This window comes from Thermophilibacter immobilis, assembly GCF_015277515.1.
Taxonomy (GTDB): domain Bacteria; phylum Actinomycetota; class Coriobacteriia; order Coriobacteriales; family Atopobiaceae; genus Thermophilibacter; species Thermophilibacter immobilis.
Genome location: NZ_CP063767.1, coordinates 1,885,879 through 1,908,013, shown reverse-complemented (window position 1 = coordinate 1,908,013; position 22,135 = coordinate 1,885,879). Strand labels below are relative to the sequence as shown.

Here is a 22,135-nt window from a genome sequence, read left to right as displayed (position 1 = left end):
GGAAATAAATGCTGTCATATAAGCAAGCTACACCGAACTGCCATATGTAAGGAGCTGCCTTGAACATCCTTCTCGTCTCTCATGGAACGCTGTGCGGGGGCGTCTATGACGCCTATCGGATGCTGATGGGCCCCACAGACACCATCGATACGCTCAGCCTCACGGTCGACGGGGGCATCGAAGGGTTTCGCGCCGAGTTCAACAAGAAGATGGACGACCTCGTTGACAAAGGCGTCCTCGTGATGGCCGATCTCAAGGGTGGGACTCCCTATAACGAGGCCTACGCCCGCTACCTTCAAGACCCCGACCGCATCCGCATCGCGTGCGGTCTCAACCTTCCCATGCTGATCGAGGTGGGCATGGACGCGGCGTCCTCCGATGATCTCGAGGCCATCTACCAGTGCGCCCTTTCCTCCGGTGCCCTCGGAGTGAGCGGAGCGGACGCTCCTGGTCCGGACGCCTGCGAGATTGACGACGACCTCTTCTAGGGAGAGGCGTCGCACATGCGGTGGTGTCAGGTCGAGGCGCGCAGAGGCGCTTCGATGAAATAGCAAAAGCAAAGAACAAGAGAGAGGAGTGTCGCGCAATGGCTATCAGCTTTGTACGGATTGACGACCGCGTGATTCACGGGCAGACCATGACCCGCTGGGCAACGCAGAGGCCGCTCAACGCGATTCTCGTCATCAGCGACGCAGTCGCTGGCGACGAGCTGCGCAAGAAGGTCCTGCGTGCCGCAGCCGGTCACTTCAAGATCGGCATCTACACGGTCGCCCAGGGGGTCGAGGCGCTCAAGAAGGCAAAGGAGTCTCCCAAGAACTTCTTCGTCATCTCGGACACCGTCGAGGAGTTCGCGAACCTCAAGAAGGCCGGCGGCGATTTTGGAGGCGTGCTCAACGTGGGCAACATCCACGCCTCCGGAGGCGGCGCCAAGAACCTCGGCAACGCCGTCGTCATCGGGACCGAGGACGTCGAGGCATTCGACTACCTGGCGTCCCAGGGAATCGATCTTCAGTTCCAGCTGATTCCCGACAACAAGGTCACCGCTTGGCCCCAGATCAAGGCCAAGTATCAGTCTGCATAGCGTGAACGAAGGAGGAAAACATGCTTGCACTTCAAGCAGCGCTCGTTGGCATTTTCAGCTATCTTGCCGCCATCGAAGCCGCTAACCCACTGGGTACCACCGGAAGCTTCTACTGCCTTGGCCGCCCCCTGGTAGCCGGTCTGGTCCTCGGCCTCATCTTTGGCGATGTGACCCAGGGCGTTTTGTGTGGCGTCGCCGTCCAGGCGGTCTTCATCGCCAACCTCTCCACTGGCGGGGCCACCAACGCCGAGATCTCCTATGCCAGCTACGCGGGCATGGGCCTCGCGATGGCCACCACCAAGGACCCCGCGATTGCGGTTACGCTCTCCGTGCTGGTGGGCAACAGCTTCGGCCTCATCTTCTACAACCTCCGTATGGCCTTCTACTCCGTGATCAACAACAAGGAGTATGACGCCGCGGCAGCGGGAGACACCAAGGCGCTCAACTTCTGGCACATCGTGGTGTCCCAGATCTGCACCTTCCTCATCCGCTTCCTTCCCGCCTTCATCGCCGTCTACTTTGGCCAGGGCTTCGTCGACGTTCTTATCTCCAGCGTTCCCGAGCTGGTCACCCACATGATCCAGGTCCTCGGTGGCGTTCTGCCCGCCCTTGGCGTCGGCATGCTCATGAACATCGTCGTCAAGGAGAAGACCCAGCTCGTCTTCTTCTTCCTCGGCTTCGTGCTCTTTGCCTTTGCCGGCCTGGGGACCATCCCCGTCGTCTTCATCGCTGCCGTCGTCGCGTACCTCGTCTACCTCGCTTCTGGCAAGTCCGCCGCAGGTGAGGTCCTGACGTCCTCCGCAGACGCCGCGTACGAAGACGCCGACCTATTCTAACGAGAGGAGAGGACTCACTCATGGCAAAGGATAGTCAGTCCGTGCGCGTTGGCGCCAACGGCAAGCAGGGCCTTACCAACAGCGACCTCAACAAGCTCTGGTATCGCTGGCAGGTGGGCTGGTTCGCAACCTCCTCCTACGAGAAGCTCGAGACCCACGGGTTCGCGTGGTCCTACATCCCCTTCGCGGAGAAGTTCTATGCCGACGATCCCGAGGGCAAAAAGGAGCTCCTGCTCCGCCACTCGCAGTTCTACAACACCGAGCCCCAGGTGGGCACCATCATCAACGGCATCGTCGCCTCCATGGAGGAGGATATCGCCCTGGGCGGCGAGACTCCCAATGAGCTTCCCGTCTCCATCAAGACGACCCTGATGGGCCCCCTCGCCAGTCTTGGTGACTCCGTCATTCAGGGCATCATCGTTCCGACGCTGCTCTCCATCGGCATGTCCATCGCCGCTGACGGCAGCGCCGCCGGCCCCCTGTTCTACATCGTCTCCTGGCTGATCATCGGCATGGGGCTCTCCTACGGCCTGTTTCGCTACGGCTACAAGATGGGCCTGAACGCCCTGGACATCTTCGTGGGCGAGAACTCCCGTCGCATCATGGACGCGATCAACGTCGTGGGCATCATCATCACCGGCACGCTGGCGGCATCGATGATCTCGGTTAAGACCATCGTCCAGATTCCCATGGGCTCGGAGATGAGCGCGCTCCAGGATACGCTCAACGGCGTGTTCCCCGGCCTGCTTGCTCTTATCACCGTCCTGTTCACCTACTGGATGCTCAATAAGAAGCAGTACACCGCCACCAAGACCATGCTTATCTTGGTCGTCGCTGTTATCGTGCTCTGCGCCGTCACCTTCCTGTAGGCCCCCGAACCGCTCGCACGGGCTCTGGCACAGAGAAATGCGGGGCCCAGCAGTTCGAGGAATTGCTGGGCCCCTGCTTCAACGCATGGTAAGGAGTCTCATGGAACCCCTCTTCTTCAAGCCCCTCCCCTTCGAGACCGTTTGGGGCGGCGCCGCCATCAGGGAGTACTACGGCTACGACTGGATGCCTCGCATGACCGGGCAGGCTTGGGCGTTTGCCGCCCAGGACAAGGGATCGAACATTTGCCAGAGCGGACCGTTCAAGGGCCAGACGCTGGGCGAGCTGTGGGAGTCGAATCCCGAGCTCTTTGGCGACACCGATCGCGCGTTCCCGGTGATCGTCTCTCTGCTCTGCCTCTGCGACGACCTCTCCATTCAAGTCCATCCCGACCAGGAGCACGCCCGTGCCCTGGGCTATCCCTATGGCAAGAACGAGGCATGGTACTTTCTTGAGGCCGATCCCGACGCGCGCATCGTCTTTGGTCACAACGGTGCGAACGAGCGGGACCTGCGTCAGAAGATCGCCGCCGGGAGGTGGGTCGAGCTCGTGCGCCACCTCAAGGTGCGTAGGGACGACTTCGTCTACATCCCGTCCGGCACCCTGCACGCCTGCGGCAGGGGCGTGATTGCCTACGAGGTCCAGCAGTCCACCGACGTCACCTATCGCTTCTACGACTACGATCGCGTCGATCCTGAGGGCAACAAGCGCCCGCTCCACCTCGAGCAGGCCCTGTCCACGCTTCACTATGACTCCGCAGGCAACTACGAGGGCTACCAGGCGTCCGTTGTTGCCTATGGCGGCTGCGTCAGGACAACCTACTGCGACAGCCCCTCGTTCACCATCGAGAAGCTCGTGGTCGACGACGACGCCTACGTCCTCGAGGGAGGCACCTACGAGCTCGTGAGCGTCGTGCGCGGCCAGGGCACGGTCAACGGCGTCGGGGTTGCGGTCGGCTCCCACTTCCTTGCCCCACGGGGCTGCAAGACCGAGATTTCCGGAACGCTTACCTGCATGATGACGACTGCGTAAGGAGAACACGCATGCTGCTTTGCCCCTCAATGATGTGCGCTGACTTTTCCCGGCTTGGCGAGGAGACCGACGAGCTTGCCGCGGCCGGTGCCGATATCTTTCATCTGGACGTGATGGACGGCTCCTTCGTGCCCAACTTCGGGCTCGGGCAGTATGACGTGGAGGCCATCTGCAGGAGGACGGACGTTCCCTGTGACATCCATCTGATGGCCGCCCAGCCGGACGTCTTCATCGACCTGGCTGCCCAGTCCGGCGTCAAGATCGTCTACGTTCATACCGATGCCGTGCAACCGATTAACTCCACGCTGCTCAAGATTGCCGAGCTTGGCATGAAGGCCGGTATCGTCGTAGATCCGGGGGTGAGCTTCGAGAGCGTCAGGTACTCCCTGCCCACCGTCGACTATGTCTTGATCATGACCGTCAACCCGGGCTTTGCGGGTCAGACCTACCTCGACTACGTCAACCCCAAGATCGAGGAGTTTGCCGCGCACAAGGAAGAGTTCGGCTACCAGATTATTATTGATGGTGCCTGCTCCGCGCAGGTGATCAAGCAGGCCGAGACGCTCGGTGCCGATGGCGCCGTTTTGGGAACGAGTGCCTTGTTCGGCAAGGGCAGGCCCTATGCCGAGATTATGAAGGACCTTCGCCGCCTCTAGCAGCGTCCACGGCTGCTGACGCAATAGTGACGATGGGTCAATCCTGCTGGTTTTGTAGTGGTGTGCCCTGATTCGGGAATAGTCAGGGCACATTCTTTTAAACATGGTATTTTTGTAAGTACATAAGTATTTGTATAGCAGCATGGGATTACGAGAACATGGAAACGCTTTACTCGTCTATAAAGAACGACCTCCTCGCAAAGATCAAGAACGGTACCTACGCCGTGGGAGACGTCATCCCCACGGAGGTCGCCCTTGCCAAGGAGTACGGCGTCAGCCGCCCGACCATCAGGCAGGCGCTCCAGATTCTTGTCAACGCGGGCTACCTCGACAAGCGCAAGCGCCGCGGGACCATTGTCATGAATCCCGACCTTGCGACAAGCGAGCCGGAGACCCCTCTGGGGGGCTCGGGCGTGCGAAGCTTCGAGGACGAGATCGCGGCGGCGGGTCGCGCAGTCAGGACGCTGCCCATCCTGGTAAAGGAGGAGCCGGCAGACGACGAGGTCGCCGCAGGGCTGAGAATTGCTCCGGGAGACCCCGTGTACAAGCTGATACGCCTTCGCTACGTGGATGACGTTCCCAACGTCTTCATGGAGAACTACGTTCCCTGTGCCCTCTTTCCCAACTTCACTGACTGCGACTTCTCCCAGAAGCGCCTCTACGAGCGCATGACCGAGCTGGGCCATCCGGTAAAGAGGATCACGCGTCACCTGGAGGTCATCAAGGCGGACTCGTCCATCTCCGTCCTTCTTGACGTGCCCGTGGGGGACCCCCTTTTTTACTTCCACACCGTGGGACGCGACGAGAACGATAACATCGTTGAGTACTCGGCCTCGATGTACCGGGGCAGCGAGAACTCGTTCGAGTTCGAGGTCGCCCCGTCCTCGGATAGCCAGCGGGACGCCTTCGACGGCTTTGCCACCTACGATGACGCGCTGATCGGCTGATCGGCCGGCAACCCCTCCATCGCCGAGGTTCCTAGAGAGACTTCTCGACGAGGGCGCTCATGCGCTCGTGACAGCGCTCGACCATCTCCGGGTTGTGGGCGTTCTCATATTGGATGGCCAGCAGGTGGAGGAGGCGCATTCGCTCGGAGGCCTCGGCGTGCGCGGCCCTCTCCTCCATCTCGGCTATGTGGCTCGTGTCCGCCTTGGCCGTGATGTCATAGGTGAGCTGACACTCCGCCACGAACCGCGGGTTTGTTGAGGTCGAGGTAATCTCATCAAGGATCACCTGGGCCTGCTTGTACTTCCCGTTCTGAAGGTAGAAGTCGAAGGCTCGCGGAAGCAGGTCAGCGCGCTGCTTCTTGGTGCACTTAGAGCGAAGAAGATCGCCCATCAGGGTGCCTGCGGCCTTCCGGTCCCCCTTCTGCAGCTTGGCGTTAAGACGCAGGAGCGTGAGGTTGTAGGTGGGAAAGCAGAGCCTGACCCACCATCGATCGAGATAGTCGAGGACCTCGTCGGGACGTCCCTGGGCAAAGAGCCGATGGACCCTCCGATACGCATGCTCGCGCTCCAAATTGTTCCACACCACAAGCGCGACGAAGGCAAGGGGAATCAGGAGAAATGGTGACACGGATGCCTCCTCGGGCACGTGCGGACGGGAGCGAGCCTTCTATCTGCAAAAAACATGTTAACGCAGATACCATACTTATGGTAGCAAACTGAGGTGAGATACTGAATATGACCGATAAAGTTAAGAAATATGTCATTATAAAACTCATGACTTAATGGAAATCCTGGTGAGGAGCTTTAAGAGATGAAGTCTCTGTACCTTTCCATACGTGACGAGCTTCGCTCCCTGATCGCCGACGGGACCTACAAGGAGAAAGAAGTCCTGCCCTCCGAGGAGCAGTTCGCCGAGCTCTACGGCGTGAGCCGTCCGACCATACGCCGTGCCATAGACCTCCTGGTGGAGGAGGGCTGTCTTGAGAGGAGGCCACGTCGAGGGGTGATCGTGCGCTCCCGCAAGATCGAGCAGGCCTTTGCCACGTCGATCCTCAGCTTCAACGACGAGATGTATCGTCACGGCAAGGTTCCGCGCACGAAGGTGATCTTGGGCAGAGTCGTGGCGGCCGATGAGTCCATGGCAAAAAAAATGGGACTGACAAGAGGCGACGAGGTGTTCAAGCTGGTGCGCCTTCGCTACGCGGACGAGCTCCCGAACGTTCTTGTCGACTCGCTCGTTCCCATGGAGCTGTATCCCAGCATCGGCTCGGCCAACTTTGAGGTGACCTCGCTCTACGACTACTTCCACGAGTGCGGAAACCCGGTCACGTGCGTGAGACGCCGTCTGAGGGTCGAGCGCTCGGACGCGCACATGGCGACCCTGCTCGACATGAACGAGGGAGACCCCCTCTTCCTGTTCAACACGTCGGCGACCGACCGCAGCGGGCGGATCGTCGAGTACTCGGTTGCCAGCTATCGCGGCGCGAGCAACGCCTTCGACTTTACCGAGGGCCTCTCCTATGCCTAGAAGAGGCCCAGAGCGAAGGTGCCTCTCGAGCCGTGCCCTGCGGCAGTTTCCTATCCAACCTATTTCGTCTTAAACAATAGGAATAAATAATAATTAGCTGCAAATGGGATATACTAAGAGCGAATGCAGGAAGAGGGACGAGGGAGGAATCGCATGCTTACGCCACGCACGCAGCGCATCAAGGACAGTCTGTTTTCCCGAAAGAGGCAGGTCTCCATCGAGCGCGCCCTTCTCTGGCAGGAGAGCTATCAGCAGACGGAGGGGGAGCCCCCGGTCATGCGGCGGGCGAAGGCGTTTTGTCATGTACTGGAGAACCACCAGATCGTCATTGATGGCTATGACCTGCTCGTGGGCAACCGCAGCGCCACTCCGCGCGCCGGCGTGCTCTCGCCCGAGATGTCGCCCTACTGGATTCTTGACGAGCTCGACCAGTTCCCCACGCGCCCCCAGGACACCTTTGAGATGTCCGACCAGGACAAGCGCACGTATCGCGAGGTCATCTACCCCTACTGGGCGGGTCGCTCGCTCAATGACTGGTACACGCAGCATCGACCCCCCGAGGTCGCGGATGCCGAGAATGACCGCGTCTTCGCCGTTGCCCAGACCGACAAGGGTCAGGGCCACATCATCGCTGACTTCGGGCTCGTTCTCTCTCGGGGACTCGGCGCGCTTCTGAGGGAGGCGAGCGCGCTTCGGGACGCCTCTCCGGACAAGGACTTCCTGCAGGCGTCCGTCCTGAGCCTGCAGGCCATGATCGACTACGTGCGTCGCTACGAGCATGCGGTGCGTCTTGCCGCGCAGGGCTCGCCCTCCGATGACGCCCACGCCCTCGTGGAGCTGCCCGACACGCCCCAGCGTATCTCTGAGCTCGTTCGCCTCGCGGACGTCCTTGCCCACATCGCCACGGAGCCCTGCCGAGACCTCTACGACGCCCTCCAGATGGTGTGGCTGCTCTCGGTGGTGCTGCAGCACGAGTCGAACGCGAGCTCCCTCTCGCTGGGGCGCATGGACCAGTACCTGCTCCCGTACTACCAGGCGAGCCTGGCGTCCGGAGCAAGCGGCGCCGAGGTGCGTGAGCTCCTTCAGTGCTTCTACCTCAAGACGAACACGGTGGTCGCCATACGCTCTACCGACAGCGCCCGCTTCTTCGCGGGATTCCCCATTGGCTACAACCTCGTGGTGGGTGGGGTGGACGCGGAGGGCAACGACGCGAGCAACGAGCTCTCCTCCCTGCTCCTCGACCTTCAGCGCGATACGCGCCTGCCCCAGCCCAACCTGAGCCTGCGCATGCACCAGAAGACGCCCGACTCCCTTCTCCACAAGGCGACCGAGATCATCCGCCTGGGCGACGGTCTTCCCCAGTGCTTCAACGACGGGGTCAACGTCGAGTCCTTCGTGGAGCGGGGCATCTCCCTGGCAGACGCCCGAGACTATGCCGTCGTGGGCTGCGTGGAGCTCTCCATCCCAGGGCGCATGTACGGCCTGCATGACATATCCATGTTCAACATGGTGCGCTGCCTCGAGCTGACCCTGCGCGCACACCCCGAGGGATTTCCCTCCTTCGAGGGGCTCGAGACGGCGGTCGAAAAGACCATCGACCGTTACATCCGCCTCATGGTGCAGGGGTGCAACGTCTGTGACAAGGCCCATCGAGAGACCTCGCCGACACCGTTTCTCTCGACCCTCGTGCACGACTCCCTCGAGCGGGGAGCCGACATCACGTCGGGCGGCGCTCGTTACAACCCGTCCGGCGTGCAGGGCGTGGGAACGGCCAACCTCGCGGACTCGCTTCTCGTGATCAAGGAGGCCGTCTTCGAGGAGCACTCCATTACCTGGGAGCACCTGCTCGAGGTTCTGGACCGCGACTGGGCCGGCGAGGGCGACGAGGTTCTGAGGCAGCGCTTCATCAACGGGCACGCAAAGTACGGAAACGACGTCGACGAGGTCGACGAGATAGGCCGCCGCTTCCTGCACCACTATGGGTGCGAGGTGGCCCGCTACGACAACGTGCGTGGCGGCAGGTTCCAGCCGGGAAGCTATACCGTCTCGGCCCACATCCCCCTGGGGGCCGCCGTGGGAGCCACTCCCGACGGGCGCCGCGCGGGCGAGCAGCTCGCGGACGGGGGTCTTTCCCCGATGGTTGGTCGCGACAAAAACGGTCCCACCGCCAGCCTGCTCTCGGTGTCCAAGCTCAACAACGTCCTCGACACGAACGGCTCTTTGCTCAACGTCAAGTTCTCCCCGTCGACGCTCGAGGGGGAGACGGGCCTGGCGAGGCTCATGGCGTACCTGCGCAGCTACTGCAGGCTCGGCATCCAGCACATCCAGTTCAACGTGGTGGACCGCGCGACGCTCTTGGACGCCCAGGAGTACCCCGAGAACCACAAGGACCTCGTCGTGCGCGTCGCGGGCTACTCCGCCATGTTCGTCGAGCTCTCGAAGGCGATTCAAGATGACATCATCAATCGAACCGAGCATGAACTGTAGGCGCGAGCTTGATGGTGCTCCCGCGGCCGTGGTCACCAACGTGCAACGCTTCTCCCTGCACGATGGGGGCGGCATACGCACCGTGGTCTTTCTCAAGGGCTGCCCCTTTCGCTGCCCCTGGTGCTGCAACCCGGAGAACCTCTCGTGCGAGCCTGAGGTGTCCTACAAGGAGCGCCTCTGCATCCGGTGCTCCATGCGCGCGGGCGAGCACGTGTGCCCCGTGGCGCCCGAGGAGTGCCCGACGGGTGCCAAGGAGCTTCTCGGCAAGGTGAGGGGCGTCTCCGAGCTCGTCGACGAGGTCGAGCGGGACAGGACCTTCTACGAGGAGAGCGGGGGCGGCGTCACGGTCTCCGGCGGAGAATGCCTTATCTACCAGGACTTTCTCCATGCCTTTTTGGAGGCCTGCCACGAGAGGGGGCTGAACACCGCCCTGGAGAGCACGCTCGGTATCCCCCTCAAGGACGCTCCTCGCCTGGTCGCGGCGTGTGACAGCTTCCTCGTCGACTACAAGATGGCCGACCGGGAGCGAAGCCTCGAGGTGACGGGCATCGACCCCAGGGTTCGAGACGCCAACGTCCGGGCGATTCTCACGCTGGGGGGCCGGGTGGTTGCGCGCATGCCCATCATCCCGGGGTTCACCGACGACCTCGACTGCGTGGCGTCCAACGTGGCCACCATCAAGCGGCAGGGCATCGACCGGGTGGACGTGCTCCCCTTCCATCAGCTGGGGGAGGGCAAGTACGACGCGCTCGAGATGCCCTATGCGCTCAGGGGAATGAGGCAGCTCTCCGAGAGCGACGTCAAGACCGTCGTCGACCTGTGCGGGCGGGCGGGCCTGAAGACGATCATCCACGGGGAGTGATCAACAAGGCATAAACTGGGGAGTCATAGATGCATCATTGCGAGATGCTTCGCAAAAAAAGAAAGCTTAAGCAGGAAAGGAAAGGCAGTCACATGGAGTTCATGCTCGATACCGCAGATGCCCAGGCCGTCAAGGAGCTCAGCTCCGTCATCAGCGTTTTTGGCGTCACCACCAATCCCACGATCATCACCAAGAGCGGCAAGGCTCCCGAGCAGGTCGCCCAGGAGATGCTCGAGGTGCTCTCGGAAGACCAGGCGTTCTTCATGCAGAGCATCGCCACGGACTTCGAGGGCATCATGACGGACGCGCGCAAGATCTGCTCCCTGCGCCCCAAGAACATGTACGTGAAGATTCCCGTGACGCCGGCCGGGCTGCGTGCGATCAAGGCGGCCAAGGCGGAGGGCCTGGGGGTGCTGGCCACCGCGATCTACTCTGCCGACGAGGCCTTTCTCGCGGCCATGAACGGGGCGGACTACCTGGCTCCCTACGTCAACCGCATGTGCAACTACGGCGACGGCATCCAGCAGGTCTCCGATCTGCTCGACATGCTGGCCGTCAATGGGCTCGAGTCCAAGGTGGTCGCGGCCTCGTTCAAGAACTCGGGCCAGGTGCACGACATCATGCACCTGGGGGCGCACGCGGTCACCGTGTCGCCGGACATCGTGTGGGCCATAATCGATCACCCCGGCACGCAGATCGCCGTCGACGAGTTCAGCACCGCATGGAAGAGCTCGTTCGGGCGCAGCACCTTCGCTGCCGAGTAGCGCCTCGTCTCAGGTGGGCCTGCGAGGAGCGGCCCCGATGCCTCACCGGTGTCGGGGCCGCTCCCTTCTCGGCTTGTCCTACTCGCGGTCGGCGAGACGGGCGCGGGCGGTCCTCAGCGCGAGGCCCAGCCCGTTCGTGCGCACGCGATAGAGAGCCTCGCCCGCGAGGTGGGCGTAGTGGGGAAGGGGGCTGGCCTTGGGCCCGGGCAGGCCGCACGCCCGGGCGTAGAGCCTCTTTCCCGCGGGGCTGATCCGGGGCTCGGCCATCACCACGTCCTCGTCGATCCTGCGCAGAGAGGATTCCACGAGCTCGCGCACGCCGGGGGCATCGCCTGCCGCACCGACCGTGATCAGGGCGTAGTTGACGCCGCGCAGGGCAAGCGCCGAGATGACGCGCGCGTCGTCCACGCCGGCGAGGGCGGCGGCGTCCAGCATGTCGTTCCAGCGCGTGAGCGGCACGAGCGGGAAGCGCGCGGCGAAGGCGCTCGCGTCATCGAGGGCGTGCTCGCGGTAGACGTAAAGCGGGCGGTCGAGATAGCAGATCTTGTCCGTGCGGCAGAGCGACTCCACGAGGAAGGGGTTGTCGACCCAGCCGGACCCCGGGGCCTCCACGAAGCGGATGCGCCTCTGGGCGAGGTAGTCGCGCCGATACACGCCCGACCAGACGGCGGGGTGGTGGCGCAGGAGCTCGACGCCGTCTCCCACCGAGAAGGGCTGGTGGCGCGGGTGGACGCGCCCCTTGTACGGGCAGGTCGTTCGCGGCCCGTCCGCACCCTGCGAATCCTCGAAGACGCGCCAGTAGGCGCAGCGCACCACGTCGACGTCGCGAGCCCCGCCGTGCTTCTCGGCACAGGCGAGAAGCTCCTCGTAGCAGGTGGGCTCGAGGACGTCGTCGGGCTCCACGATGGCGACCCAGGTCCCGCGTGCCATGCCCATGCCCCGATTGCAGGAGGCGCCGTAGCCCTCGTTGGGCTTGTCGACCACCAGGACGCGCGGGTCGCGCGCGGCGTGCGCGTGCGCGAGGGCGCTCGAGCCGTCGGTCGAGCCGTCGTTCACGCAGATGATCTCGAGTCGCTCGTGCGTTTGGGACTCGATGCTGCCCAGGCACTCGTCGAGGGTCTTCTTGACGTTGTAGATGGGGACGACGACCGAGACCAGGTCCCGTTCGACCTCTGCGTTGTTGGTGCTCATGCGGCCTCCCTGCGGATGCGGGTCCGATTCGGTCGTACCCTATACTAGTATGTCGGACGGGTCGCGGAGCTGCGACAGGAGCCGTAGAGGGACGTGCATGAGAAGACCTGCGATCGTCATCGTGACCTTCAAGCGCCAGCAGCTGCTGGCCGAGCTCTTCGACTCGATTCTGGAGCTTACCGTGGCGCCGTGGCGCGTCGTGGTCGTGGACAACGAAAACTCCTCTGACACCGCGCGGCTCGTGGCGGACTTCTCCGCACGCGCGGGTGCCCTGTGGGGTCCCACCACCGACGACCCGGACGCCGCTGGTGGCGTCGGGCGTGTGGTCTACGACCCCATGCAGACCAATACGGGAGGCTCCGGGGGCTTCTCGGAGGGCGTGCGACGGGCCTTCGAGCTGGGCGCGGAGTGGTTCTGGGTCATGGACGACGACGTGTGCGCGCTGCCGGAGGCGCTCGAGGTCCTGGGCCGCTGGTCCGAGCGGGCCGACGCCATCCAGGGGCAGCGCTACGACTTCGACGGCGGCCCGTTCTTCTGGCAGTATCGCTTCAACACCGCGCTCGGCATCTACAACCCTCTCTCCCGGGCGCGCTGGGAGCCCGGGGAGGAGTACAAGGAGTGCAACGCGCTGTGCTTCGAGGGGGGCTGCTTCAGCCGGCGGGTGGTCCAGAAGATCGGCCTGCCGGACCCGCGCTTCTTCATCTACTGGGACGACGCCCTCTACGGCTACCTGGCCAGCAAGGTGTGCCCGGTGCTGCTCGTGCCGGACTACGTGCTGAGGCGCCGTCGAGAGGTGCCCAACAAGGAGATCGGGACGGTCCGCCAGCTCAACTCCACCTCGGACATGACGCGCTTCTACATCACGCGCAACCGCGGCTTTCTGGCCCGCTACTACCGGCTCCATGGCGACTACCATCCCGCGGCCTTTGGCGTGGGGACCTTCCTCACGTTCGCCAAGGAGATCGTGCGCATCCTCATCGTGGACCGGGGGAGTCTCGTCTCGGGCACCAAGCGGCTCTTCGCCGGCTGGCGCGAGCAGCGCCGCATCCAGAAGGATCCCGACTGGGAGCCCATGCCCCCACTGGGGTAGGGGCGACGTGTGACCCGGGTCTTGTTTCTGCCCTTCTCGTCACTTGCCGCGCCCCTCGAAGGCCACCTCCCCTAAAGCAGCAACTTTTTATGTATGACCGAAGTCGCTCATGAATCTTTTTCAGACGACCCTTTGACATTGTTTATCGGGGGCTTTGTCAAGTGGTGACAGGTTTATGTACGATTCGCGTCAGACACAAAGAACTAAGCTTTATTTTCTCGAGGGAAACCCCTGCGTCCGGGATGGATTGGTATGGCCGAGGGCCCCCATCCTCCAGGGAGGGGATCACCGTGTTGATTCTTATGAGTCACAACTCTGCGCTCGGGCTACGACGCGCGCCTCTTCACGTCCTCGTGCGCAGATACGCCCCCGCCTGCAAGGCGCAGGGGATTCAGATTCACCGCTTCGGGCTCGGCGAGGTTCCGGCTGGGCCGATGCTCGAGGCGGCCCCGGAAGTCTATGCCGCCGGTCCGGAGGCCTGCTTCGCCCAGATGGCGCGCGAGGCCCTGCGCTGGATTCGCGACGGCTCGCGCTCTCCCATGGAGACGGTGATGTCGCGTCTGCTCTACCTGCCGGAGGAGCATGGAACCCTTGCGTTCGCTGCTCCGCAGCTCAACTACGAGGTCAAGCTCGATGCCGTGGCTGCAGCGGTTGGGGGTACGGCCGCCTGCTCGATCGACGCCGCGCGCAAGGAGGAGAAAAAATATTCATGCATGAGCGGGGTCGTACATAAATAGTGGACAGGAGGGGGACGGGGGCTAGCGGCTGGAAATCGGGGTTTCGACGTGACGAGGGGGGACGAGGCGCAACGGCTGGGAGTCGAGGACTGTGGCCCAACGAGAAACGTGAGGTCGACGGGGGGACGTAGTCCTTCTCGGTACGGACACACATGCCTGCACGCGGGCGGTACAATAGGACGCTCACCAACCCAAGGAGAGGACGGTCGACGCGTGGCCGAGAAGAGAGACTTCCTCGATGACCTCATCGACATCCAGACCGACTGGCAACGGCTGCAGGACCTCCCCAGCTCGATGATGAACTCCCTGGTCGCGGACCCGGGCGCGCGCAAGGTCTTCGATCCGGCCGACTACAAGGAGAAGCCCTTCGCCAACTCAAATCGCTGCCTGCGTGGGGCGGCCGGTCGCGAGGACGTGTGCTCGCGCTGCCTCGACGTCTGCCCGGTCGACGCCATCACGATTCACAAGCAGTCGGTGAGCATCTCCGACGCCTGCCGCAAGTGCGGCCTGTGCGCGGCCGTGTGCCCCACGGAGACCTTCTCGTCGCGCCGGCACATGCCGCGTCAGGTCTACGACCAGATCGCGCGCGTGGCCTCGGCCTACGAGCACTGCTACGTGACCTGCACGCGCGCCCTCAGGCGTCTGCCCAAGGGCAACGAGGTGACCCTCGCCTGCGTGGGCATGATTTCGCGCGAGATGTGGTTCTCGCTGCTCGCGGACTACGATAACATCAGCGTCTACCTGCCGGTGGGCATCTGCGACCGCTGCCGCACCACGACGGGCGAGGACACCTACGTGGAGGCCATCGGCACGGCCGAGGAGTGGGCGGACGCTGCCCTGGGCCTGGAGGTCGACGAGAAGGATCTGGACCACGAGCTTACGCGCGCCTACAAGCGCAGCCAGTTCATGAGCAGTGCCATCCACTCGGCCGAGCGCCTGGTCGTGAGGAGCACTCCCGCGCTCGCGGGCGCCCAGGCCGTGGCCAAGAAGATATCCGACCACTCCAAGCGCCTTGATCAGCTTCAGCGCCAGCTCGAGAACGCCGTGGGCTCCAAGACCTCGTCCAACCGCGCGCGCATGCTCACCCAGAGCCGCAAGCTCATGATGGGCGCCCTGCAGCACGACGAGGGCCTCGCTGACTTCGTGAAGCTCCGGATTCCCGTCTGCGACTCGGCGCTTTGCACCCTGTGCGGGGAGTGCACCAAGGTCTGTACCACGCGTGCGATCGACCTTGACAAGGGCGGCAACATCACGGTCCAGAGTCCCTATTGCGTGAGCTGCGGGGCGTGCGTGACCGTCTGCGCGGACGGTGCGCTCACCATGGAGCCCATGGATGCGCACGACCTCGTGGTCCCGGACAAGCTGGCCGAGGAGGTCGCGCTCAAGAAGGCGCAGGCCAAGACCGAGGTCGCCAAGTATCTGGAGCAGGGCAAGAAGCAGCTTAATCGCGCGGCCGACGCGCTCGAGCGCCTGGACGGCTCAGGCACCGCCGCAGGCGAGAGCGGCGCCACGGTTGCCAAGAAGGAGTAAGGAGAGGGACGTGTCTTTATCGATAGGTATCGTCGGCCTGCCCAACGTGGGCAAGTCGACCCTGTTCACCGCGTTGACCCGCAAGGGCGGGCTCGCGGCCAACTATCCGTTCGCCACGATCGATCCCAACGTGGGCGTCGTCGACGTGCCGGACGCCCGCCTGTCCAAGCTGGCCCAGATCGTGCACCCCAGCCGCATCGTGCCGGCCACGGTCGAGTTCGTGGACATCGCCGGCCTGGTGAAGGGCGCCAACGAGGGCGAGGGGCTGGGCAATCAGTTTCTGGCCAACATCCGCAACACCGACGCGATCTGTGAGGTCGTGCGGTTCTTCTCGGATCCCGACGTCGTACACGTGGAGGGGCGCGTCGATCCCGCCGAGGACGCCGACATCATCCAGACCGAGCTCATCCTGGCTGACCTGGGCACCCTCGAGCGCGCGATTCCCAAGCTCGAGAAGGAGGCCAAGCGCGACAAGGAGAACGTGGCGCGCCTCGCCGTGGCCAAGCGCCTGCAGGAGTGGCTGAACGAGGGCCGGCGAGCAGCGGACCTGGAGATGAGCGACAAGGAGCGCGAGGCGTCCCACGACCTCTTCCTGCTCACGATGAAGCCGATCCTCTACGTGGCCAACGTGGACGAGGACAAGCTCGGAGGACCCGCACCGATGGTCGGCGACGTGGAGGCCATTCCCGTGTGCGCCGAGGTGGAGGCCGAGCTCGCCGAGCTCGACGAGCAGGAGGCCGCCGAGTACCTGGAGAGCCTGGGCCTGGAGAAGAGCGGCCTTGAGACGCTCGCGCAGGCGGCGTACAAGCTGCTGGGACTGCAGAGCTACTTCACGGCAGGAGAGCTCGAGGTCAAGGCCTGGACCGTGCGCATTGGGGCCAAGGCGCCCGAGGCCGCCGGCGTGATCCACTCCGACTTCGAGCGGGGCTTCATCAAGGCCGAGGTGGCTAGCTACGAGGACTACGTGGCGCTCGGCGGCGAGGTGGGATGCAAGACTGCCGGCAAGCTCCGCATGGAGGGCAAGGACTACGTGGTGGCCGACGGCGACGTGATGCACTTCCGCTTCAACGTGTAGGGTTCGCGGGGTCTTCTCCTGCGAGTCGGGGCGCTCCCGAGGCGTGTCCGGCCGGCGCTAGTCCTCGACCTGATCGGCTCCGAGCACGACCACGACGTCCGTGCTCGTGGGGTAGGTCCCGTCGTTGGTGGTGACGGCGTCCTCGTCGATGCCGAGCGTCTGGGCCACGCCGAGCGCCGCAGCCTGCGCGCCCGTGCGCGAGCGGTTGTAGAGGATGGCCGTCTCCGCTATGTCGCTGGACGAGGCGTTCTCCGCCGTGGCCGAGAAGCCCGCGTTCACCAGGGTGTTGGCCATGTTCTGAGCGAGCCCGCTCGTGCCAGTGCCGTTGAGGACGGTGACGGAGCCGGTGAAGCTCGCCGCAACGGAGCTCGTGGAGCTGTCCGAGCTGGTAGTGCCCACCGAGCCGGCAACGCCCGCGGTCGGGTCCTCACTCTCGTCGGCGTAGGGGCTCTCGCCGTTGTTGACGCGCTGCATCATGGTCTTCCAGGCGCTCTCGTCGACCACCTCGTACCAGAGGCTGTCGATGTACTGGGAGTTGGTGGGCACCAGGCCCGAGTAGACGTTGTTGTCCACGTCAAGGTCCTTGAACTGCGTGGCGAGGCTCAAGATGTCCGTGACGTTGAAGTCCGTGGTGACGCTGCTCGCGAGCTGTGAGACCGTGGAGGTCATGGAGGCTGCGTCGAGCTGCAGGACCTTCTTGACGATGGCACCTATGACCATGCGCTGGTTGGCGGCGCGGTAGAAGTCGCCCGCTCCGTACGCGTCGTAGGCGTGACGGCTGCGCACGAGGCCAAGGGCCTCCCCGCCGTCGAGCGTCTGGGTGCCGGCGGGCAGGTCGATGCCGGCGTAGTCCACGTCGGAGACGGCCACGGGCAGGGTGACCTCAATGCCGCCGATGGTGTCGACGATGGAGGTGAACTGCTCGAAGTCGATCTCGGCGTAGTGGGAGATGTTGACGCCGGCAAACTGGGAGACGACCTGGGTCATGTAGGCGGCGCCACCGTAGGAGTAGGCGGCGTTTATCTTCTGCTTGCCGTAGTCTCCCATGTCCACCATCGTGTCGCGGGGGATCGAGACGAGCGTGATGGTCTGGTTGGGCGGGTCGACGCGCGCCAGGATGATCGTGTCAGAGCGGAAGTTCGAGGTGTCGGAGCCCCAGTCCTCGGCGCGCTCGTCGCTCTTGTCGACGCCCAGAAGGAGCATGTAGAACGGCTCCTGGGGCTCCACGGAGACGAGCTGCTGGCGCAGGCTGTCGGAGACGCCCGCGCTCAGACGGCTGTTGATGTCCGTGAGGTAGACGCCGGCCGCCACGCCTACGCCCACGAGGATCACCGCGAGCGAGATGAGCACGCCGCGCAGCACGTGACCATGGCCCTTCTTCTTGCGACGGGCGGCATATGCCTCAACGCCGTTCGTGCGCGAGGCGGCGTCGCGAGAGTTGTCTGCATGGGAGCCAGAATGCCGGCCCGCATGGGCGGCCCTGCTCCGAGGAGCCTGAGCCGGGGTACCTTGTCCGTAGCGGTCCTCCGAGAGGCGCGCCTGCTCTGCACGAGTCATGCGTCCATGAGGTCTTCTGTCAGCCAAGAGGGCCCCTTCTCCTGATCGAATGGGAGGCTGTGCCCCCGCGAGCTGCTCAAACGCGAGCACTACATGATAGATAAAACAGATGTAAGGCGCATGAAGGGTCATTAATTCGCCGCTCTCCACAGAAAACTGGCAATAATAGAGGGGCTTTCCAGATAACGCATCAGCTGCCGAGAAAACCGGAGGACGCATGAGCGAAGCGAGGCCAGAGCAGTTCGTCGCAGTATTGGACTTTGGGGCCCAGTATGGACAACTTATCGCCCGGCGCGTGCGCGACCTGCACGTCTACTCCGAGATCGTCCCCTGTGACGTCTCGGCGGAGGAGCTGCGCGAGCTGGCTCCCAGCGCGCTCATCCTCTCCGGCGGCCCCGCCTCGGTCTACGCCAAGGACGCCCCCTCCATCGACCCCGCGATCTTCGACCTGGGCCTACCGGTTCTGGGCTTTTGCTACGGCCATCAGATCATGGCCGTGACGCTGGGGGGCGAGGTCTCCCACTCCGACGTGGGGGAGTATGGCCCGGCCACGATCGAGCGCGCGCCCAAGTCTGCTCTGTTCAACGCCACGCCGCTCAAGCAGACCGTCTGGATGAGTCACCGCGACGCCGTGAGCCGCGCGCCCGAGGGGTTCATCGTGACGTCGAGCACCGCGGTCTGCCCCGTGGCCTCCATGGAGTGCCCCGCGCGCAAGCTCTACTCGACGCAGTTCCATCCCGAGGTGCGCCACACCGAGCACGGCCAGCAGATGCTCTCCAACTTCCTCTTTGACATCTGTGGCCTCTCCGGCGACTGGACCATGGAGAACATCGTGGACCGGAAGGTGGAGGAGATCTGCAAGAAGGTGGGGGAGGACCGCGTGATCTTGGCCCTTTCCGGCGGCGTGGACTCCTCCGTGGTCGCGGCTCTGGGCGCGCGCGCCATCGGACGGCAGATGACCTGCGTGTTCATCAACCACGGCATGCTGCGCGCCAACGAGCCCGAGCAGGTCGAGGAGGTCTTCACCAAGCAGTTCGACGTCGACTTCATCCACGTCCACGCGGAGGGGCGCTATGCCGCGTTGCTCGACGGCGTGACCGACCCCGAGCAGAAGCGCCGCATCATTGGCACGCAGTTCTGGAAGGAGTTCTTCGCCGTCGCACAGCAGCTCGAGGAGGGTGGCCGCCCGGTGAAGTTCCTGGCGCAGGGCACCATCTACCCCGATATCATCGAGAGCGGCGCGCGCAAGACCGGCGGCAAGGCGTCCACGATCAAGAGCCACCACAACCTGATCCCGTTCCCCGAGGGCGTGAGCTTTGACCTGATCGAGCCGCTCGACCACTTCTTCAAGGACGAGGTCCGCGAGCTGGGGCTGGCCCTGGGGCTGCCGGCGCACATCGTGTATCGCCAGCCGTTCCCCGGGCCGGGCCTGGCCATCCGTATCATCGGTGCGGTCTCTCCCGAGAAGCTTCAGATCCTCAAGGGCGCCGACGCCATCGTGCGCGAGGAGCTCGACGCCTACAACCAGCGCCTGTTCGACCAGACCGGCGAGCGCAACTCCGAGCACAGCTGCTGGCAGTACTTTGCCGTGCTGCCCGACATTCGCTCCGTGGGCGTGATGGGCGACGAGCGCACCTACGCGCGCCCGGTGATCCTGCGTGCCGTGGAATCCTCCGACGCGATGACCGCCGACTGGGCGAAGCTTCCCTACGACGTGCTCGCGCGCATCTCCGGGCGCATCGTGGACGAGGTCCCCGGCGTCAACCGCGTGGCCTACGACATCACGAGCAAGCCGCCCGCGACGATCGAGTGGGAATAAAGCACATTTTGCATTGGCTGGCAACAGCTGGCATCGAACGTCGTTCCGTATCAGGCTTTGCTCTCGCATCTCCTTTAGTCGAAGCGGAATGTTGCGATTGTAGGGAAACAGCCTACAATCGCAACATGAAGTATTCGAACCACATAGAGAAGATCGCCGAGCTCTCCGAGTCGGAGGGCGTCTTCACCACGGCCCAGGCTGCTCGCATGGGCATCCCGCGCGACGCCCTTCACGACGCTGTCGAGTCCGGCCGCCTCGAGCGCGTCGTGCGCGGCGCCTACCGCATGGTGGGGTTCGGCTCCTCCCTCGCGGACGAGCTGGCGGCGATATGGAAGCTCACCGCCCCGGCGAAGTTCTCCCGCGAGAGGATGCGGGTCGCGGATTGGGACGGCATCGCCGTCGGGGGGTCCACCGCCTCCGCCCTCCTCGGGATCGGAGATCTGCAGCTCTCGCCCTACCGGCTCTACGCCCCAAGGAGAATCAACACGAGGAACCCGTCGGCGAGCTTCGTCAGGCGGGAAGTGGCCCGCGACGAGGTGACGTTCGACTCGGGGCTCCCCGTGACGCGCCCCGAGCGCACCGTCTTCGACCTCGTCGTGGACGACGAGGACCTCTCGCTCGTGGCGGACGCCTTGAGCGACGCTTCGAGGAGGTACTCCGACTTCGACTACGGGAGGCTCCAGAGGCTGCTCGAAGGTCGTTACGGTAATGAATGCGGACGGGTCATCTACCAAGGTCTGGTTGAGGACTCGGGGATTCTTGGAGATTGAGGAATGAGGCGAGATATGGAACATCGCGCACATGAATCGATTGGCGACCTTCCTAAAGTCAAGAAGCTGCGACGAGAAGCGTCGGCCCTTGGCGCTCTCGGCTGGCTGTTGGGGAACGGCGATGCTAGGAAAACCGCACGTGGTATCAATGATGAACTTGATGTTATCGTTTCGCTCGTAGACGACTTCTATCGTCTGCTCGGCGACAGGAACTGGGTCTTCTCTGAAACCCTCAATCTGGATAGGATGCGCAAAGTTGTCGCGCAACCTACGCCCGAGGAGGCGGAGCGCGAACTTGTCGAATATCTCAAGGAGAAGGACTCGCTTCACTGGATGGTCACTCGGCTGAGCCGTTTTCCCGACATGCGCCCCCGTATCCCGCTTCTGGAAAAGGCGGAGAGGGACTATCTCGAAGGGCGCTACTACAGTTCGGTTCTCGTGACGGTTTCCATGATGGACGGGTTCGTGAACGACGCTTTCAAGGCCGAGAGGAAGGGGCTTCACGCGAGGGAGGCCGGGGAACTCCATTCCGAGGATTGCGTCGCCACCGTGTGGGATGGATTGCCTTCCGTTCAAAAGACGTTTACGAAACCCTTTTTTGCAAGGGAGGACAAGCCGGTTTACGAGGTCTACCGCAACGGCATTATGCACGGGATGACCGTTGATTACGATAACGACGTGGTCGCCTCGAAGGCGTGGTGCATGCTATTCGCTGTCGGGGATTGGGTCGATTCTGTAACCAGGGCGCAGAAAGAGGGCGAAGGCAACCGTCAAAGCCTGGCTGAGACGCTCAGGCGCATCTCCGAGATGAAAAGGCGGAACGCTGAGAACGACATGAGGTTGAAGGCTTGGAAGAAGCACCAGGTGGATCTCGAGCATCCCATCGGCCCGGACGATGAGGTCCTGAGAAGCTGCAACGACTTCTTGGAGGCATGGAAGGCGAAAAATTACGGGGCCTTGGGGTCGTTTTTCCCAAACATCGTGGGCATGACGTACGGCAAGCTTGCGGGCCAGGCGAGGGAGCTCTACTCGCCCCATCCGATTGAGGAATTCAAGATCGAGGAGATAGACAGGCCTGCTGCTGCGCTTGCTCTTGTAAAAGTGAGTCTCCGTTTCCAAAACAGATCGTGGACTGCGCTTATTCGCCTTTGCCGATTCGACGGGGTTGACCCGGCAGCAGAGTGGGAGCCGGGCGAATGGAAAGTGAGTAGGTACGGAGTCGATCCGTTTTCCGACATCGAGGAAGCGGAGCCCACGAAGTAGATTCTGCCTACTTGGCTGTGTGGCAAGGCTTGTTTCGAGACGT

At 63.4% G+C, this 22,135-nt stretch carries 21 protein-coding genes; 18 read left to right on the top strand and 3 right to left on the bottom strand.

The features are described 5' to 3' along the window. Positions 1–59 precede the first annotated feature (59 nt). The 7 genes from INP52_RS08555 to INP52_RS08525 all read left to right on the top strand — a co-directional run bounded on the left by INP52_RS08555 (position 60) and on the right by INP52_RS08525 (position 5,419). Complete coding sequence (locus tag INP52_RS08555; RefSeq protein WP_194370890.1) at positions 60–488, top strand: PTS sugar transporter subunit IIA; 429 nt, start codon at positions 60–62, stop codon at positions 486–488. 98 nt (positions 489–586) lie between these two features. Continuing rightward, on the top strand, positions 587–1,081 hold the full coding sequence (locus tag INP52_RS08550) for a PTS system mannose/fructose/N-acetylgalactosamine-transporter subunit IIB (RefSeq protein WP_194370888.1): 495 nt from the start codon (positions 587–589) through the stop codon (positions 1,079–1,081). Between the two features lie 20 nt (positions 1,082–1,101). Then, complete coding sequence (locus INP52_RS08545) at positions 1,102–1,917, top strand: PTS sugar transporter subunit IIC (RefSeq protein WP_194370886.1); 816 nt, start codon at positions 1,102–1,104, stop codon at positions 1,915–1,917. Between the two features lie 20 nt (positions 1,918–1,937). Then, a complete protein-coding gene (locus INP52_RS08540; protein ID WP_194370884.1) occupies positions 1,938–2,786 on the top strand; it encodes a PTS system mannose/fructose/sorbose family transporter subunit IID in 849 nt (282 codons plus the stop codon). Positions 2,787–2,886: 100 nt separating this feature from the next. Further along, the gene (locus INP52_RS08535; protein WP_194370882.1) at positions 2,887–3,816 is read left to right on the top strand and encodes a type I phosphomannose isomerase catalytic subunit; all 930 of its coding nucleotides are present in this window, start codon (positions 2,887–2,889) and stop codon (positions 3,814–3,816) included. A gap of 11 nt (positions 3,817–3,827) precedes the next feature. Then, positions 3,828–4,472 carry a ribulose-phosphate 3-epimerase gene (locus tag INP52_RS08530; RefSeq protein WP_194370880.1) on the top strand — a complete coding sequence of 215 codons (645 nt, stop codon included), beginning with the start codon at positions 3,828–3,830 and terminating at the stop codon, positions 4,470–4,472. A 158-nt stretch (positions 4,473–4,630) separates the two neighbouring features. After that, the gene (locus INP52_RS08525) at positions 4,631–5,419 is read left to right on the top strand and encodes a GntR family transcriptional regulator (protein WP_194370878.1); all 789 of its coding nucleotides are present in this window, start codon (positions 4,631–4,633) and stop codon (positions 5,417–5,419) included. Between the two features lie 31 nt (positions 5,420–5,450). Here the strand turns inward: INP52_RS08525 and INP52_RS08520 are convergent, their stop codons facing one another. Further along, complete coding sequence (locus tag INP52_RS08520) at positions 5,451–6,047, bottom strand: hypothetical protein (protein WP_194370876.1); 597 nt, start codon at positions 6,045–6,047, stop codon at positions 5,451–5,453. A gap of 183 nt (positions 6,048–6,230) precedes the next feature. Here INP52_RS08520 and INP52_RS08515 point away from each other — a divergent pair, with 183 nt between their 5' ends. The 4 genes from INP52_RS08515 to INP52_RS08500 all read left to right on the top strand — a co-directional run bounded on the left by INP52_RS08515 (position 6,231) and on the right by INP52_RS08500 (position 11,060). Continuing rightward, positions 6,231–6,947 carry a GntR family transcriptional regulator gene (locus INP52_RS08515; protein ID WP_194370874.1) on the top strand — a complete coding sequence of 239 codons (717 nt, stop codon included), beginning with the start codon at positions 6,231–6,233 and terminating at the stop codon, positions 6,945–6,947. Positions 6,948–7,100: 153 nt separating this feature from the next. Then, a complete protein-coding gene (locus tag INP52_RS08510) occupies positions 7,101–9,434 on the top strand; it encodes a formate C-acetyltransferase/glycerol dehydratase family glycyl radical enzyme (RefSeq protein WP_194370871.1) in 2,334 nt (777 codons plus the stop codon). Continuing rightward, entirely contained in the window at positions 9,424–10,296 is an 873-nt protein-coding gene (locus tag INP52_RS08505) for a radical SAM protein (protein WP_228478327.1), read from the top strand. Before INP52_RS08510 ends, INP52_RS08505 begins: the two co-directional genes overlap by 11 nt. A gap of 92 nt (positions 10,297–10,388) precedes the next feature. Continuing rightward, complete coding sequence (locus INP52_RS08500; protein WP_194370867.1) at positions 10,389–11,060, top strand: transaldolase family protein; 672 nt, start codon at positions 10,389–10,391, stop codon at positions 11,058–11,060. Positions 11,061–11,138: 78 nt separating this feature from the next. Here the strand turns inward: INP52_RS08500 and INP52_RS08495 are convergent, their stop codons facing one another. Then, the gene (locus INP52_RS08495; RefSeq protein WP_194370865.1) at positions 11,139–12,251 is read right to left on the bottom strand and encodes a glycosyltransferase; all 1,113 of its coding nucleotides are present in this window, start codon (positions 12,249–12,251) and stop codon (positions 11,139–11,141) included. A 97-nt stretch (positions 12,252–12,348) separates the two neighbouring features. Between INP52_RS08495 and INP52_RS08490 the strand changes: the two genes are divergently transcribed. From INP52_RS08490 to ychF, 4 genes are all read left to right on the top strand, one after another. Continuing rightward, entirely contained in the window at positions 12,349–13,341 is a 993-nt protein-coding gene (locus INP52_RS08490; protein ID WP_194370863.1) for a glycosyltransferase, read from the top strand. A 290-nt stretch (positions 13,342–13,631) separates the two neighbouring features. Then, positions 13,632–14,078: a hypothetical protein gene (locus tag INP52_RS08485; RefSeq protein WP_194370861.1), complete on the top strand. Its 447-nt coding sequence runs from the start codon at positions 13,632–13,634 to the stop codon at positions 14,076–14,078. Positions 14,079–14,291: 213 nt separating this feature from the next. Further along, complete coding sequence (locus INP52_RS08480; protein ID WP_194370859.1) at positions 14,292–15,608, top strand: 4Fe-4S binding protein; 1,317 nt, start codon at positions 14,292–14,294, stop codon at positions 15,606–15,608. 10 nt (positions 15,609–15,618) lie between these two features. After that, the gene (gene ychF / locus INP52_RS08475; RefSeq protein ID WP_194370857.1) at positions 15,619–16,683 is read left to right on the top strand and encodes a redox-regulated ATPase YchF; all 1,065 of its coding nucleotides are present in this window, start codon (positions 15,619–15,621) and stop codon (positions 16,681–16,683) included. A gap of 57 nt (positions 16,684–16,740) precedes the next feature. Here the strand turns inward: ychF and INP52_RS08470 are convergent, their stop codons facing one another. Beyond that, positions 16,741–18,240, bottom strand: a complete 1,500-nt coding sequence (locus INP52_RS08470; protein ID WP_194370854.1) for an LCP family protein — start codon at positions 18,238–18,240, stop codon at positions 16,741–16,743. 217 nt (positions 18,241–18,457) lie between these two features. On the opposite strand from INP52_RS08470, the gene guaA reads away from it, so the two are divergent. From guaA to INP52_RS08455, 3 genes are all read left to right on the top strand, one after another. Then, a complete protein-coding gene (gene guaA, locus INP52_RS08465) occupies positions 18,458–20,059 on the top strand; it encodes a glutamine-hydrolyzing GMP synthase (protein WP_194370852.1) in 1,602 nt (533 codons plus the stop codon). Between the two features lie 125 nt (positions 20,060–20,184). Further along, on the top strand, positions 20,185–20,829 hold the full coding sequence (locus INP52_RS08460; protein WP_194370848.1) for a type IV toxin-antitoxin system AbiEi family antitoxin domain-containing protein: 645 nt from the start codon (positions 20,185–20,187) through the stop codon (positions 20,827–20,829). Positions 20,830–20,844: 15 nt separating this feature from the next. Continuing rightward, positions 20,845–22,092 (top strand): hypothetical protein, encoded by a 1,248-nt coding sequence (locus tag INP52_RS08455; RefSeq protein ID WP_228478326.1) that lies wholly within the window; start codon positions 20,845–20,847, stop codon positions 22,090–22,092. Positions 22,093–22,135: the final 43 nt, after the last annotated feature.

What these genes read in the sequence shown, in the direction of transcription:
- INP52_RS08550 (WP_194370888.1), top strand. Translation starts at nt 587, where the DNA reads ATGGCTATCAGCTTTGTACGGATTGACGACCGCGTGATTCACGGGCAG.
- INP52_RS08500 (WP_194370867.1), top strand. Translation starts at nt 10,389, where the DNA reads ATGGAGTTCATGCTCGATACCGCAGATGCCCAGGCCGTCAAGGAGCTC.
- INP52_RS08515 (WP_194370874.1), top strand. Translation starts at nt 6,231, where the DNA reads ATGAAGTCTCTGTACCTTTCCATACGTGACGAGCTTCGCTCCCTGATC.
- INP52_RS08460 (WP_194370848.1), top strand. Translation starts at nt 20,185, where the DNA reads ATGAAGTATTCGAACCACATAGAGAAGATCGCCGAGCTCTCCGAGTCG.
- INP52_RS08540 (WP_194370884.1), top strand. Translation starts at nt 1,938, where the DNA reads ATGGCAAAGGATAGTCAGTCCGTGCGCGTTGGCGCCAACGGCAAGCAG.
- INP52_RS08545 (WP_194370886.1), top strand. Translation starts at nt 1,102, where the DNA reads ATGCTTGCACTTCAAGCAGCGCTCGTTGGCATTTTCAGCTATCTTGCC.
- INP52_RS08525 (WP_194370878.1), top strand. Translation starts at nt 4,631, where the DNA reads ATGGAAACGCTTTACTCGTCTATAAAGAACGACCTCCTCGCAAAGATC.
- guaA (WP_194370852.1), top strand. Translation starts at nt 18,458, where the DNA reads ATGAGCGAAGCGAGGCCAGAGCAGTTCGTCGCAGTATTGGACTTTGGG.
- INP52_RS08530 (WP_194370880.1), top strand. Translation starts at nt 3,828, where the DNA reads ATGCTGCTTTGCCCCTCAATGATGTGCGCTGACTTTTCCCGGCTTGGC.
- INP52_RS08490 (WP_194370863.1), top strand. Translation starts at nt 12,349, where the DNA reads ATGAGAAGACCTGCGATCGTCATCGTGACCTTCAAGCGCCAGCAGCTG.
- INP52_RS08455 (WP_228478326.1), top strand. Translation starts at nt 20,845, where the DNA reads ATGGAACATCGCGCACATGAATCGATTGGCGACCTTCCTAAAGTCAAG.
- INP52_RS08535 (WP_194370882.1), top strand. Translation starts at nt 2,887, where the DNA reads ATGGAACCCCTCTTCTTCAAGCCCCTCCCCTTCGAGACCGTTTGGGGC.
- INP52_RS08510 (WP_194370871.1), top strand. Translation starts at nt 7,101, where the DNA reads ATGCTTACGCCACGCACGCAGCGCATCAAGGACAGTCTGTTTTCCCGA.
- INP52_RS08505 (WP_228478327.1), top strand. Translation starts at nt 9,424, where the DNA reads ATGAACTGTAGGCGCGAGCTTGATGGTGCTCCCGCGGCCGTGGTCACC.
- INP52_RS08470 (WP_194370854.1), bottom strand. Translation starts at nt 18,240, where the DNA reads ATGACTCGTGCAGAGCAGGCGCGCCTCTCGGAGGACCGCTACGGACAA.
- INP52_RS08495 (WP_194370865.1), bottom strand. Translation starts at nt 12,251, where the DNA reads ATGAGCACCAACAACGCAGAGGTCGAACGGGACCTGGTCTCGGTCGTC.